Origin of the sequence: Candidatus Amarobacter glycogenicus, from assembly GCF_016704105.1 — a bacterium.
Classification (GTDB): domain Bacteria; phylum Chloroflexota; class Dehalococcoidia; order Tepidiformales; family Tepidiformaceae; genus Amarobacter; species Amarobacter glycogenicus.
In genome coordinates this window covers 171,398-184,467 of record NZ_JADJAT010000001.1, presented here as the reverse complement: position 1 = coordinate 184,467, position 13,070 = coordinate 171,398, and the positions used below count along the sequence as shown (strand labels likewise).

Genomic DNA, 13,070 nt, shown 5'->3' with positions numbered 1-13,070 from the left:
TGGTGACTGTGGAAGGCGAGTTTGATGTTCTTGTGGTCGGCGCCGGTTCGGCCGGTGCGGTTATCGCCGCCCGGGCGAGCGAGGATCCGCGCCGCTCGGTCCTCCTCCTGGAAGCCGGCCCGGACTACCCGGATACCGCCGGCACGCCCTTCGACCTGGTAAACAGCCACAACAACTCCTACGCCGACCACGACTGGGGATTCAGTTACCAGGCTACCGCCGCCGGGCGTTCGGCGCCGTTCCCCCGTGGACGTGTGACGGGAGGTTCGAGCGCGGTGAACACCACCATCGCGTTGCGAGGCATGCCTGAGGATTACGACGCGTGGGCTGCCGCCGGCAATCCTGAGTGGGCCTGGGAGCGCGTCCTCCCCGCGTTCAAGCGCCTCGAGCGCGACCTTGATTTCGGTGATCGCCCCTACCACGGCGATGCCGGGCCGATCACCATCCAACGCTACCGTACCGCCGAGCTGACCCAGGTGCACCAGGCCTGGCTCGAAGCCAGCGATGCCCTCGGCTACCCGCGCTGCGAAGACGCGAACGATCCCGCTGGTTGGGGTTCCGGCCCCCATCCGATGAACAAGATCGGCCGGCTCAGGATTTCAACGGCCATCGGTTACCTTTCGGCCGCCCGTGCCCGTCCCAACCTCCGTATTCGGCCGAACACGCTCACCCGGCGCGTCGTCTTCGAAGGGACCCGTGCGGTGGGTGTCGAGGTAGAGACGGACGGCAACATCGAAGTCCTCCGCGCGCGCACGATCATCCTGAGCGCCGGAGCGCTTCAGTCCCCGGCAATCCTCATGCGCTCCGGCATCGGCCCCCGCGACGAACTCGAGCGCCACGGCATCGAGCTTCTGCGCGATATCCAGGGTGTGGGCACGAGGCTCTCGGACCACCCCGCCCTCGCCGTGGTCTGCCGTGCGAAAGACCCCAGCCTGCTGGATGCCGACCAGCCCATCGTCCAGACGATCCTTCGCTACACCGCGCCGGGGAGCGCGTTTCGAAACGATCTCCAGATCGAAGCGTTCTCCTTCTCGCCTCGCGGCGGCCCGCTCACCAACTTCGCCATCGCCGCCGTCCTCGAGCAGGTGCATGGGACCGGTACGCTGCGCCTCGCATCGGCCGACCCGCACGCCCCGCCAGTCGTCGAACAGCGCTTCTGCGAAGACGAGCGGGACCGCAGCCGTCTCGTGGCCTGCCTGCGGGACACGGTCGCGTTCGTGAAGACGAAGCCGCTCTCCGACATGGTGGTGGAACAGACTTTCCCGGACCCCCGCCGCGCTCTCTCAGATGAATCGCTGGGCGACCTCTGCCTGCGTCTCTCTGCAAGCGGCTTCCACCCCTGCGCGACGGTTCCCATGGGTCCCGCTTCCGACCAGGGAGCGGTGGTCGACCAGTATGGACGCTGCCATTCGGTCGAAGGCCTCGTCGTCGCCGATGCGAGCATCATGCCCACCGTCACCCGCGCAAACACGAACCTGACGTCGATCATGATCGGTGAAATGGTCGGCGAATGGGTGCGGACCCGTGGCGCGGAGTTATACGGGCTGTAAGTCGAGGTTGTCAGCGCCTCCTGTCATGTCTAGCATGCTGCGCGCCAAACTGGGCCCCACGGAGGCGAGACCATGGACACTATTACAAAAGAAGAGGTTGCGGGAGCTTTTTCGGAGTGGGTGGAGGCGAACTCCAACTGGGACTTCGAGAGACTCTGGCGATTTGAAGCATCCGGGATCGGCTTCGGATATCGGACTGCGGCTGCCCGCCGCATGGGCTCCGTAACCGAAGACGACTTCCGCCGGGTTGGGGAGGAAGCCAAGGGCCGGATGATCCGCTACCGGATGGAGACGGAGACACTTCGGACCGCCGTCGACGGCGACCTGGGATTGGCGTGGGGATGGTATGTCGAGGACTTCCAGGAGAAAGGGCTCCCGCCGGAGCGAGCCCGCGTCCGTTTCACACAGGCCATGCGGAAGGAAGCGGACGGCTGGAGAGTAGTCATCTTCCACCGCGACATTCAGCCGTACGCCGAAGATGGTCAGTATCCCCGCAGCCTGACTGCGGTTGAGGAAGTTCCGTAGCGAGCCCGCGCCCTGAACACAGCCCCGCTCCGACGAGTGGCGGCGCTTTCGCCGCGGCACTTACGTTTCATCCCGAGGACGTCGAGGACCTGCAAGTAACTTCGGTCCCCGCCCGGGCGTTTCCACCTGCGATGAGGCTCTTCCACTTCTCGGAGGACCCGGCTATCCGCGAGTTCGTCCCGCGCACGCCGTTGCACCGGCCTGAGGTCGAACCACTCGTCTGGACGGTCGACGAAGCCCGCGCCTGGACCTACCTCTTCCCGCGGGATTGCCCGCGTATCCTCCTCTGGCCGACTCCCCAGACGACGCCGGCCGACCTCGACCGCTGGTTTGCCGGTCGTCCCGATGCGCGCATCGCCTGCATCGAGTGGGCATGGCTGGAACGGATGCGGATAACGCAGCTCTACCGTTACGAGCTGGACCCCGCTCGTTTTCGCCCGCTTGAAGACGACCCGTGGATGCTTGTCAGCCGCGAGGTCGAAGTTCCGCTGGCCGTCGAACCGGTGGGCGAACTCATCGGCGCCCTTGGACGCCAAGGCGTTGAGCTGCGCCTCATGCCATCGCTCACGCCCCTCTTCGGCGCGTGGGACAAGAGCTTCCACTTCTCGGGGATTCGCCTCCGAAACGCGACCGGTTGGCCTCCCGAGGCTGCTGGGACGCGTTGATAGGGCCCCGCCGTCGTTCGAATCTGGTACGCTCCGGCCGCTTTCGCCAGGCTTGAACGAGGAGGCACCGAAAATGGCTGACTACACCGACATCGAAGTCGAGATCGAAGACCCCGTCGGGGTGCTCCGCATCAACCGGCCCGAAAAGCTGAATGCATTCACCTACCACACGCTCGCCGAGATTCAGCGCGGGGTAGATGAGCTGGTAGCCGACCGGCGTGTTGTGGGTATCGTCATCACCGGCACCGGTCGCGCATTTTCGGCGGGCCTGGACTCGCAGGCACTGGTGGACGTTACTGCGGCCGAGGCGAGCCAGCCGGGTTCGCGCTCCGCGGCGCCGGGCCCCCAGATCCCGGGCCTGTTCACGAACCTCCTGGCAGTGCCGAAGCCGGTTGTCGCGGCCGTCAACGGCGTGGCCGCTGGCGGTGGGTTTGTCCTCGCTGCGAAGTGCGATGTCCGTATCGCCGCCGCCGGCGCGAGCTTTACCACGGTGTTCATGAAACGAGGACTCATCGGCGAGCACGGGATGACCTGGCTGCTCCCGCGGCTCGTGGGCCCCGGCCGGGCGATGGACTTGATGATGACGAGCAAGCGCATCGATGCAGCCGAAGCCCAGCGGATCGGCCTCGTCGAATACGTGTGCGAAGAAGGCGAAGACGTCGTCGAGCGCGCAAAAGCCTACATTCGCGACATCTCGGGAAGTATCGCTCCGCTCGCCTTCGCCGAGACGAAGTCACTCATGTATGCCCACATGGGCGCCGACTACGAGCGCGCCTTCCGCGAAGCTGATGTCGTCCAGTGGAAAGCCGTGGGTCGTCCGGATGCGACCGAGGGCGCCCGCTCACTCATCGAGAAGCGCGCGCCGAACTTCGAGCGGCTGGGGTGAATTCCTCCTCTGGCCGGCCGTCAGATGTCGAGCTTTGAAACCCAGTCCTTCACCACCGCCGCAAGGCTGCGTCGGGGTTCCGAGGTCCGACCCGCATGGTCGACAATCCTGCTTTTCGAAACCGGACTGTAAGAGCCTCAAACACCCCGGAAATACGGCATCGCAGCTTCATCCCCCACGTCCTGCCACACGACCTCCACCGGCATGTCGCAACGGACCTGGTCGTGCGGGGTGTCCACCAGGAGGCTGGTCATGCGCGGGCCTTCTGCCAGGGCGATAGCGGCGACGACGTACGGTACGTCCGGTTCGAAGTCCGCGGACTGGGCGCGTTCGCAGATAGTGAAGCTGTAAAGCGTGCCCCGGCCGCTGGCCTCGAACCATTCGAGTTCGCGCGAAAGGCATTGCGGGCAGTGCGTCCGCGCGTAGTAAAAGACGTGACCCCGCGGGCAGCGTTGGAGCATGAGCTTGTGCTCTTTCGTGCCCGCCCAGAACGGTGCAGAGGTAGGGATGGGGTTCGGGATCGGCGAAGGATTCGGCCGGTAGGTCGTCATGGTCACGCCCCCCTCAGGATGATCGAGACCTGCTCGCTCATGATTCCGCCATTGCCGTTGACGAACGCTGTGTCGCATTTGCGCAGTTGGCGGTCTCCGGCCCGGCCCTGCAGCTGGAGGACGGCCTCGGTGACGTGCGACATGCCTCCGGCGATGCCGGCCTGGCCGAACGACAGCTGGCCGCCGTGGGTGTTCATCGGGAAGTCGCCTTTGTACGTCAGGTCGTGTTCCATCACGAACCGCCCGGCCTCGCCCTTGGCGCAGAAACCTGTGTCCTCGAGTGTGAGCAGCACCGTGATCGTGTAGCAGTCGTAAAGGGAAGCCAGGTCGATGTCCTTCGGCTTCAGCCCCGACATCGCCCACGCCCGGTCGGATGCTGCCTTGATCGGCGAGTGCGTGAAGTCGGGTTCGTACGTCACCGAGCGGTGAGTCGTGTTCTCGCCGCCGCCAACCACGTACACCGGCCGGTTCTTTGTCTTCGCCGCCTTCTCCTTCGAGGTCACGACGACCGCGGCCCCGCCCATGCACGGCATCACGATCTCCAGAATGTGGAGTGGGCTGCAGATCATCGGCGAGTTGAGCACGTCCTCGGTCGTGATCGGCGTGTTTCGGAAGACCGCGTGCGGATGGGCAAGCGCGTTCGTGCGCTGGTCGACCGCGACTTTCGCGCGCTGTTCGTCGGTGAGGCCGAACTCGTGAGCGTAGCGGTTCGCGATCATCGCGTAGCCGTAGGTGCCCTGTACGGCCCCGAAGGGTATCTCGAATTCCGCCTGGGGCGATCCCCAGACACCGCCACCCCAGTCTCGTGCGTAATTCACCGGCGGCGCCTTCGGGTTCCGATGGTGCGCCTGTGTGTACAGCATGCAGAGTGCCGTCTCGCAGAGCCCCATTTCGATCGCCATTGCCGCGCGAAGCACCAGGGCGGCCCCGGAAGCGCCACCGAGGTCGACAACCTCCGAGAAGTGAGACTCGACCCCGAGGTACTCGATGATCGTCGCAGGGACGAACATCTGCGCTTCCTGCAGGTTGTTCCCGGTCAGCACGGCATCGACGTCGCTGATGGAGAGGCCTGCGTCATCCAGGGCCATCCGGGCGAGTTCGGAATAGGCCTCGAGCCCCATCCAGAGCTTCTCGGGCTTTCGTGTGGGGGCGAATTCAGCAACGCCGGCAATGGCGGCTTCGCCTCGTAGACCACGCATGGGCGTGCTCCTGTGGCTGGTGGAGTGTGCCGCGGATGCTACGCCTGAGAGGGGACGATGGAGAAGTCTCGCGAGGGCAGGCTCCTTCCCGCTACGATGGTTACGGGCCTTCCAGCCGCGGCCCCGGAGTGACCACCATGCAGCTCTTTCAACGCCGCCACGTCCAGTTCCCGCCCCCGGAACACGTCCTTCGCGGGCGCGATCAACGGATGCCGGTACCCGACCGCCACCTTGTGCTCGGGACACCGCTCGTAGGACCGTGGCCCGAGGGTTGCAGGCTTGCATCGTTCGGCATGGGCTGCTTCTGGGGCGCCGAAAAGTTCCTCTGGAACGTTCCCGGCGTCTACTCCACGTTCGTCGGCTATCAGGGCGGCATCACCCCCAACCCGACCTACGACGAGGTCTGCTCTGGCCGTACCGCCCACGCCGAGGTCGCAGTCGCGGTATACCACCCCGCCGCCGTCGCTTACGACAGCCTGTTGAAAGTCTTCTGGGAGAACCACGACCCGACCCAATGGATGCGCCAGGGAGGCGACATCGGCACGCAGTACCGGTCCGCGATCTACTTCGCCGACGCGGAACAGGAGGCCCAGGCGCGGGCATCGAAGGCACGCTATCAGCAGTCACTAACTGCCGCCGGGTTCGGTGAGATCGTCACCGAGATTGTCCCGGCCGGGCCGTTCTATTACGCCGAGCCGAACCACCAACAGTACCTGGAGGCGAACCCTTACGGCTATTGCAACCACGGATTCTGCCAGGTCGGCTATCCCGGGTCTGGCCGGGATGCACCCACAAGCTAGTTGTCCCCGGTTGGGCCGGGCATGCGTCCGCGGAAGGCACGCCCCCATGCCAAACCTCCGGAAATCAAGAAGGGCTCCCTTGCGGGAGCCCTTGGAGTGTCTTGGAGGCGCCAGTCGGATTCGAACCGGCGGTGGAGCTTTTGCAGAGCTCTGCCTTACCACTTGGCCATGGCGCCGTGTGAAAAGTAATGGTGCCCAGGGTGAGATTTGAACTCACACGCCCAAAAGGACACTGCCCCCTCAAGACAGCGTGTCTGCCGTTCCACCACCTGGGCCCGGATACGCATGGTACGAATTGCCCCGGCCCAGCGGCAAGCCGCGTGAGGGAAGGCCGAAGCGAAAGGTCTGGCAGGGGCGGCAGGATTCGAACCCGCGACCGGTGGATTTGGAGGCCACTGCTCTACCAGCTGAGCTACACCCCTGCGCGAATATCTACATTAGCAGGGAACGCCGAACAGGAAACAGCGCCTACGCCGCCCGGCGATGCGAGGCCATGCTCCCACACGCCGGGCAACGCGGGATGCGCGTCGCGCGCGGGCTCTGTGAGAAGTTAAACGGCGCCCGGCAGCGGTCGCACTCCATCCGTTCGAACATCTTGCCTTCGGCGAATTTTCGTTCCCAGCGCGGTTTGATGATGGTGTGGTCGGCCACGGGTGTGTCTCCTGCTGAGAATTACGGCAGGGAATGGCTCGAACTTCATAGGTATTTGTTCACACACTGCGAGAGCCTGCCAAATTGGTGGCGGACTCGGACGTTCAGCATTAACCCGGCAAGGCCGTACACTCCTTGGATGCAACCGAACCCACGGCATCTCCTCTCATCGGCGGATATCACCGCCGGCGAGACTCGCTTCTTGCTGGACCTCGCGATCACGTTGAAGAAGCGTCCGCAGCCGGTTCTTGCCGGCCGTCAACTGGCATTGTTGTTCGAGAAGCCGTCGTTGCGTACGCGTGTGAGTTTCCAGGTGGCAATGCGCCACCTCGGAGGCGAGACGATTTACCTGGCCCCACAGGAAGTCGGGCTCGGCGAACGCGAAGCGATCAAGGACGTCTCGCGCGTCCTCAGCCGCTACGTCGACATCGTCGCCGTCCGGACTTTCGGCCAGGAGATCGTCCAGGAGTACGCCGAGTACTCCGGCATCCCCGTCATCAACGCCCTGACGAACGAGGAACACCCCTGCCAGGCGCTCGCCGATCTGCTCACCCTGAAGGAGAAAGTGGGTGACCTCAAAGGCTTCTCCATCGCCTACATCGGTGATGGAAACAACGTCGCCACCAGCCTCGCTCTGACCGCTACCGCTCTCGGCATGGACGTGCGAATCGCCGCGCCGAAGGGCTACAGCCTCCCGGAAGAGGTGGTCTCCGAGTCCACCGCCCGCGCGCAGGCAAGCGGCGGCAGGCTGACCCTCGTAAACGACCCTGCACAGGCTGCGACCGGCGCCCAGTCGGTCTACACCGATGTCTGGACTTCCATGGGCCAGGAGCGCGAAGCCGAACGCCGGCGAATCGCCTTCACCGGCTACCAGCTGAACATGGAGTTGATGAGCAAGGCAGCGCCCGGCGCGTTCGTCATGCACGACCTCCCCGCCCACCGTGGAGACGAAATCACCGACGAAGCGATGGAAAGCCAGGAATCAATCATCTTCGACCAGGCCGAGAACCGCGTTTGGGCCCAGGCCGCTGTCGCGACCTTCCTGCTTGGCGCGGCCGGCGAGGTGGGATGATCACGGCGACCCGCTCCGGGGGCCTACAATGCCGCTCGGCGCCCCGGCCGACCTGATTCGCTATGCCCGACACGCAGCACTTCCGAGAAGTCCTTTCCCAGTTCGACTGGACGAGCGCGGTCGACATCCTGTTGATCGCCGCGGTGATCTTTACCCTCCTCCGGATCATGAGTGGCACGCGCGTAATGACGCAGCTCCGCGGGATGCTCGCACTCTTCCTTGTCTTCGTGGTCCTCGGCAGGGCGCTCGATCTCACGGTCATCAACTACCTGGTCGAGAACTCGGTGACCGCACTGTTGATAGGCGCCGCGATCATCTTCCAGCCGGAGTTCCGGCGAGGGCTAGATCGCCTGGGCCGCACCGGTGTGAGCGGATGGTTCACGCCCGCGAGGTATGAAGATGTCATCGATTCAGTCGTGAAGGCTGCCGGCCGAATGTCCGCTGAGAAGCATGGAGGCCTCTTCGTGCTCGAACGCGAGACCGGCCTCCAGGACGTCATCGAAACAGGCATCCCGGTTGATGCGAGGGTTTCACCCGAACTCCTCGCCGGCATCTTCTATCCGAATTCGCCCCTGCACGACATGGCAGTCGTCCTGCGGGACGAGCGCGTCGTCGCTGCCGGCTGCGTGCTCCCGCTCGCGAACGAGCTCCCGGCTTTCGACCGAAACCTCGGGACCAGGCATCGGGCGGCCATCGGTATCACCGAGGCTACCGACGCGCTGACCGTGGTGGTCAGCGAAGAGACCGGCGACATCAGCGTCGCGCTCCACGGCCGGCTCACGCACGTGCCGGATGAGCGCGGCTTGAAAGCGGTCCTCGAATGGGTGTTGGAACCTGGCACCGCGGCCAACGCCCGTGCCGGAGAGCCGCCCGTATGAGCACCGCCAGTCGCAAGGCCAACACCAGGGCATCGCTCCCGGGTGCCGTCGCGAGCGTCGCCCGTGGATCATTCCTGAACCTGTACCGGCACTGGGTGTTGGCGCTCTTCAGCCTCGTTGCGGCTTTCGGCACATGGTTCGTCATCCAGGATGTCGAGAATCCACGTGTCACCGCCTCCTACCCGCTCGAAGGCGCGCCGCCCTCCATCCTCGTTCAGGCGGTCAACACGGATCACCTCGTCCCGAACAGCGAATCCCGAGTCTCTGTCGAGGTCGAAGGCCGCGAGGGCGACCTGGTGAACCTATCCGATGATGATTTCGAGGCGACCATCGACGTCAAGGGCATCCCCGCGAACACGCCGACGGAAGTCCAGGTGCGGGTAGTCTCCAGGCGCGATGGAGTGAAGGTCCTTGCAGTGAGCCCGGCCACTATCTCGGTCACGATGGAACCTCTTGTCGAAGCCGAGTTCGAAGTCCGCCTGAGCCCCAGCGGGCAGCTCGCAACGGGATTCGAAGTGACCGACCAGAAGATCGAGCCGCTCACCGTCAAGGTCAGCGGGCTGCAGGACAGGATCGACAACGTCGTGTCGGTCGAGCTCGATGTGAACCTGAGTGCCCTGCGCGAAGGTTCCAATGTCTTCGAAGGCGAGCTCCGCGCGCGCTCCCTGACTGGCGGCGAGGTGGCCGTGACGAATCTCTCCCCCGAACGCGGGAAAGTTACGTACACGGTTCGGCAGGCGTTCGTTCAGCGCTCCATACCGGTGGCGGTGACGACGACGGGCCAGGTCGCACCCGGTTACCACGTCACAAGCGTCATCATCGAACCGCCCGTGATTTCGGTTTCGGGCCCGGCCGACAAGATGGCGAGCCTCAACGAGTTGCGTACGGAGCCCATCCCTCTCACGAATGCCACCAGTGAGATCCGGCTGACTCGCAACATCGATGTCCAGCAGGAGAACCTCTCGCTGGAGAGACGGCAGGTGTCGGTCCGGATAGAAGTGAAGCCGATCGAGTGCCCAGGTGGCGCGGCAGCGAGTCCCTGCGGGGCCGTCCTTCTTCAGTTGGCGCCGGTCCCGACCGACCAGCCGAGCGGCCTCGTCATCACTAGTGTCGTGCGTGTGTCGGTCCAGCTCACTGGCCCCCTCCCCGAACTCGATAAGCTCACGCCAAAGTCGATCACCGCCACGGTCTCGCTCGCCGGAGGTCTCGCCGGCCCCGGGCTCTACCCGGTGACGGTCAGCGTGCCTCCCAACCTGCAGGGCCTCGGCATCCGCGCCGAGCAGCCAGCGCCAATCCCTGTAACACTGGGAACAGGACCATGACTGCAGTAACCGATGTCCTTTCTCGCGTTGTCATCGTTGGCCGGCCGAACGTCGGCAAGTCTTCCTTGTTCAACCGCGTCTACGGAGAGCGCCGGGCCATCGTGGAAGACGAACCCGGCACCACGCGCGACCGCGTCGAGGCTGATGTCGAGTGGCAGGATGTCCGCTTCCGCCTTATCGACACCGGGGGCTACGAAACCGATGCCGAGAACGTCTATGCGCCGCTCATCGTCGAGCAGATCAAGACGGCCATGGACGGCGCTGCCGTTGTGCTCTTTTGCGTCGATGCCCGCGACGGCCTCACCGCCAGCGACTACGACATGGCAGAGGTTGTTCGGCGGGCAAACCGGCCAACCCTCGTCGTCGCGACGAAGGCGGACAACGAACGCCGCGAGCTGACGGGGATCGCCGAGGCATCCTCGCTTGGCCTGGGCGAACCGATGCCGGTCAGCGCTATGCACGACATAAACGTTGGCCTCCTGCTCGATGAAGTGATCAAGCTCCTCCCCGCCGACACAACGCTGGTCGAAAGCGATCGCGTTCGAGTCGCGATCATCGGGCGGCCGAACGTCGGCAAGTCGATGCTCGTCAACTCGATCCTGGGCCAACAGCGCGTGATCGTCAGCGATGTCGCCGGGACCACGCGGGACGCGATCGACTCGGAAGTGGACACCCCGGAGGGTTCATTTCTCTTGATCGACACCGCCGGGATCCGCCGGCCAGGCAAGCTCGGCAAGGGCGTTGAGTTGCATTCTGTCATGCGTACCACCACCGCCGTTGAGCGCTGCGATGTGGCAGTCCTTGTCGTCGACGGGACCGATGGTGTGACGTCGCAAGACATGCATATTGCCGGAATCGCGATGGAGCACCTCCGCGGCCTGATCATCGCGGTCAACAAGACGGACCTCTGGGAAGACCCGGAGGAGCGGCGAGCGTGGGCTGAATCTCAGATGCGGGGGCGTGTCACATTCGCGCCCTGGGCGATGGTCACCTTCATCTCAGCGCTGACTGGCCAGGGGACCCGCGACCTGTTGAAGCTCGCACTGGTCGCCCGCGACGCCCGGCGCCGCCGGCTTACGACCGCGGAACTCAATAGTGCCCTGAACAAGGCGATCCGCGACCACGTCCCTCCCCTGGTGCAAAACAAGCGCTTCAAGCTGCTCTATGCGACGCAGGCCGGCATCGACCCCCCTACCTTCATCCTCTTCGTCAACGACCCCAAGCTCGTCCACTTCAGCTACCGGCGTTACCTGGAGCGCAGTATTCGCGAAGCCGCTGACTTCGATGGCACAGCCATCAAGCTGGTGTTCAGGGCAAGAAGCGCGGATGATGCCCGGTCGTGACCGACTACGCGGTAACCATCGTCCTTGGCTATGTCATGGGCTCTCTACCGTGGGGCCTCATCGTCGGGTACCTCTGGTTACGGCGTGACATCCGGGATTCAGGGAGCGGCAAGACCGGCACGACGAATGTCCTGCGCACTGCCGGGAAAATCCCCGCCGGCCTCGTGATGATCCTTGATGTCGCGAAGGGCGCCGTCCCCGCCCTGGTCGGTCGCCTCGTCTTCGATAACGATGGAGCGGCGGTGGCCGGCGCGTGCGCCTCCGTAGTCGGGCATATCTGGCCGGTCTTCGCCGGGTTCCGCGGGGGCCGGGGAGTTGCCAGTACCTATGGCGGCGTGCTGGGGCTCGCCCCTCTGGTCTCACTCGGCTTCCCGGTGATCGGCGCCGTCCTGGTGATCGCTACTCGCTACGTGTCCGTCATGTCTGTTGTGGGCGTGCCGCTATGTGCCGCGCTAATGGCCGTCGCAGCAGCTTTCGGCTGGACTGAGTGGGTGTACGTCGTGTTCGCCGTCTTCGCCACAGCCCTTGTCGAATACAAGCACATCCCGAACATCAAGCGGCTGCTGGACGGCACCGAGCCGAAAATCGGACAGGGTGGCGGCAGTCCCGCCACAGGCTGAGATGAGCCGCTTCGCTGTCCTCGGCGCGACATCCTGGGGCGTGACACTCGCATGGCTGCTCCACGCCAACCACAACGATGTCGTCCTTCTCACTCGCACGAGTGCGGAGGCGGACTCCGTACGCGAGGAGCATGGACTGGCCCGTCTGCCCGAGCTCCATTTGCCCCGGGATGTTCACGTGCAGCCGGTCCCTGCCCCGCCGGGCCTCGATGGCGCCATCATCGCCGTTCCCGCCCAGGCGCTGCGCGCTTCGGTGGCTACGTCAGGCCTCGCCCGCGACATCCCCGTGCTTTCGGCGGCGAAAGGCATCGACCATACCGGCGGGCTCCGCATGAGCCAGGTTCTCGGGGAACTCGGATGGCCCCCGGGTTTGGTCGCGGCAATCTCCGGGCCAAACCTTGCCCACGAGATCGCGCGCGGACTTCCGGCCGCGGCCGTCGTGGCCTCAGCTTCGAAGGAAACCGCCGAAGTCTGGCAGCGTGCGCTCGCGGGACCGGCGTTTCGCATCTACACCAGCTTCGATCTCACCGGCGTCGAACTCGCCGGAGCCTACAAGAACGTCATCGCGATTGCGGCTGGCGCCGCCTGGGGGCTCGACTTCGGCGCCAATACGGTTTCGACAATCATGACCCGCGGGCTGGCAGAAATGGCCCGGCTCGGCGTCGCCTTCGGCTGCGATCCGCTCACGTTCCAGGGGCTCGCCGGCGTCGGAGACCTCGCCACGACCTGCTTTTCCCCGCTCAGCCGCAACCGCCGCTTCGGTGAATTGCTCGCGGGCGGAAGGACCGTGGACCAGGCCCGGACCGAAATCGGCGAAGCGATCGAGGGAATAGCCACTTCCGGTGTCGCCCTCGAACTCGCCCGCGAAGCGGGTGTTGAGCTCCCCATCTGCGCGGAAGTGGCGGCCGTCGTTGCAGGAGAAAAGACGGTGGCGGAGGCCATGCTCAGCCTCCTCGCGCGGCCGCTTCGCCCGGAGGCCGGTTCGGCCTCCTGATGGTACGATCGGTC

14 protein-coding genes and 3 tRNA genes are annotated in these 13,070 nt (G+C 64.9%); 11 read left to right on the top strand and 6 right to left on the bottom strand.

Annotation, left to right across the window (positions count from 1 at the left end; translation table 11 throughout):
* Positions 1 to 8: 8 nt before the first annotated feature.
* The 4 genes from IPG14_RS00980 to IPG14_RS00965 all read left to right on the top strand — a co-directional run bounded on the left by IPG14_RS00980 (position 9) and on the right by IPG14_RS00965 (position 3,626).
* Positions 9 to 1,550 (top strand): GMC family oxidoreductase N-terminal domain-containing protein, encoded by a 1,542-nt coding sequence (locus IPG14_RS00980; protein ID WP_343384665.1) that lies wholly within the window; start codon positions 9 to 11, stop codon positions 1,548 to 1,550.
* A gap of 72 nt (positions 1,551 to 1,622) precedes the next feature.
* Positions 1,623 to 2,075 carry a hypothetical protein gene (locus tag IPG14_RS00975; protein ID WP_343384664.1) on the top strand — a complete coding sequence of 151 codons (453 nt, stop codon included), beginning with the start codon at positions 1,623 to 1,625 and terminating at the stop codon, positions 2,073 to 2,075.
* A gap of 131 nt (positions 2,076 to 2,206) precedes the next feature.
* On the top strand, positions 2,207 to 2,740 hold the full coding sequence (locus tag IPG14_RS00970) for a DUF6886 family protein (protein WP_343390624.1): 534 nt from the start codon (positions 2,207 to 2,209) through the stop codon (positions 2,738 to 2,740).
* 73 nt (positions 2,741 to 2,813) lie between these two features.
* On the top strand, positions 2,814 to 3,626 hold the full coding sequence (locus IPG14_RS00965; RefSeq protein WP_343390623.1) for an enoyl-CoA hydratase-related protein: 813 nt from the start codon (positions 2,814 to 2,816) through the stop codon (positions 3,624 to 3,626).
* A gap of 137 nt (positions 3,627 to 3,763) precedes the next feature.
* On the opposite strand, the gene IPG14_RS00960 is transcribed toward IPG14_RS00965, so the two are convergent.
* Positions 3,764 to 4,177 (bottom strand): Zn-ribbon domain-containing OB-fold protein, encoded by a 414-nt coding sequence (locus IPG14_RS00960; protein WP_343390622.1) that lies wholly within the window; start codon positions 4,175 to 4,177, stop codon positions 3,764 to 3,766.
* Positions 4,178 to 4,179: 2 nt separating this feature from the next.
* The gene (locus tag IPG14_RS00955; protein ID WP_343390621.1) at positions 4,180 to 5,376 is read right to left on the bottom strand and encodes a thiolase family protein; all 1,197 of its coding nucleotides are present in this window, start codon (positions 5,374 to 5,376) and stop codon (positions 4,180 to 4,182) included.
* A 137-nt stretch (positions 5,377 to 5,513) separates the two neighbouring features.
* Here IPG14_RS00955 and msrA point away from each other — a divergent pair, with 137 nt between their 5' ends.
* Positions 5,514 to 6,176, top strand: coding sequence for a peptide-methionine (S)-S-oxide reductase MsrA (msrA, locus tag IPG14_RS00950; protein ID WP_343391040.1), 663 nt, complete (start codon positions 5,514 to 5,516; stop codon positions 6,174 to 6,176).
* A gap of 102 nt (positions 6,177 to 6,278) precedes the next feature.
* Here the strand turns inward: msrA and IPG14_RS00945 are convergent.
* The 4 genes from IPG14_RS00945 to IPG14_RS00930 all read right to left on the bottom strand — a co-directional run bounded on the left by IPG14_RS00945 (position 6,279) and on the right by IPG14_RS00930 (position 6,827).
* A tRNA-Cys gene (locus IPG14_RS00945) sits at positions 6,279 to 6,352 on the bottom strand.
* A 13-nt stretch (positions 6,353 to 6,365) separates the two neighbouring features.
* Positions 6,366 to 6,451 (bottom strand) — tRNA-Leu (locus IPG14_RS00940).
* Positions 6,452 to 6,522: 71 nt separating this feature from the next.
* Positions 6,523 to 6,598 (bottom strand) — tRNA-Trp (locus IPG14_RS00935).
* A 46-nt stretch (positions 6,599 to 6,644) separates the two neighbouring features.
* Entirely contained in the window at positions 6,645 to 6,827 is a 183-nt protein-coding gene (locus tag IPG14_RS00930; protein ID WP_343390620.1) for a hypothetical protein, read from the bottom strand.
* 139 nt (positions 6,828 to 6,966) lie between these two features.
* Here IPG14_RS00930 and argF point away from each other — a divergent pair, with 139 nt between their 5' ends.
* The 6 genes from argF (at position 6,967) to IPG14_RS00900 (ending at position 13,056) form a co-directional block, all read left to right on the top strand.
* Positions 6,967 to 7,899, top strand: a complete 933-nt coding sequence (gene argF, locus IPG14_RS00925; RefSeq protein ID WP_343390619.1) for an ornithine carbamoyltransferase — start codon at positions 6,967 to 6,969, stop codon at positions 7,897 to 7,899.
* A gap of 62 nt (positions 7,900 to 7,961) precedes the next feature.
* Positions 7,962 to 8,777, top strand: coding sequence for a diadenylate cyclase CdaA (gene cdaA / locus IPG14_RS00920; protein WP_343384656.1), 816 nt, complete (start codon positions 7,962 to 7,964; stop codon positions 8,775 to 8,777).
* Entirely contained in the window at positions 8,774 to 10,099 is a 1,326-nt protein-coding gene (locus tag IPG14_RS00915; RefSeq protein ID WP_343390618.1) for a CdaR family protein, read from the top strand. Before cdaA ends, IPG14_RS00915 begins: the two co-directional genes overlap by 4 nt.
* Positions 10,096 to 11,442, top strand: a complete 1,347-nt coding sequence (der, locus tag IPG14_RS00910; RefSeq protein ID WP_343384654.1) for a ribosome biogenesis GTPase Der — start codon at positions 10,096 to 10,098, stop codon at positions 11,440 to 11,442. The genes IPG14_RS00915 and der overlap by 4 nt, the downstream gene beginning before the upstream one ends.
* Positions 11,439 to 12,062 carry a glycerol-3-phosphate 1-O-acyltransferase PlsY gene (plsY, locus tag IPG14_RS00905; RefSeq protein ID WP_343390617.1) on the top strand — a complete coding sequence of 208 codons (624 nt, stop codon included), beginning with the start codon at positions 11,439 to 11,441 and terminating at the stop codon, positions 12,060 to 12,062. The genes der and plsY overlap by 4 nt, the downstream gene beginning before the upstream one ends.
* On the top strand, positions 12,037 to 13,056 hold the full coding sequence (locus IPG14_RS00900; RefSeq protein ID WP_343390616.1) for an NAD(P)H-dependent glycerol-3-phosphate dehydrogenase: 1,020 nt from the start codon (positions 12,037 to 12,039) through the stop codon (positions 13,054 to 13,056). The genes plsY and IPG14_RS00900 overlap by 26 nt, the downstream gene beginning before the upstream one ends.
* The last annotated feature ends 14 nt before the right edge of the window (positions 13,057 to 13,070 follow it).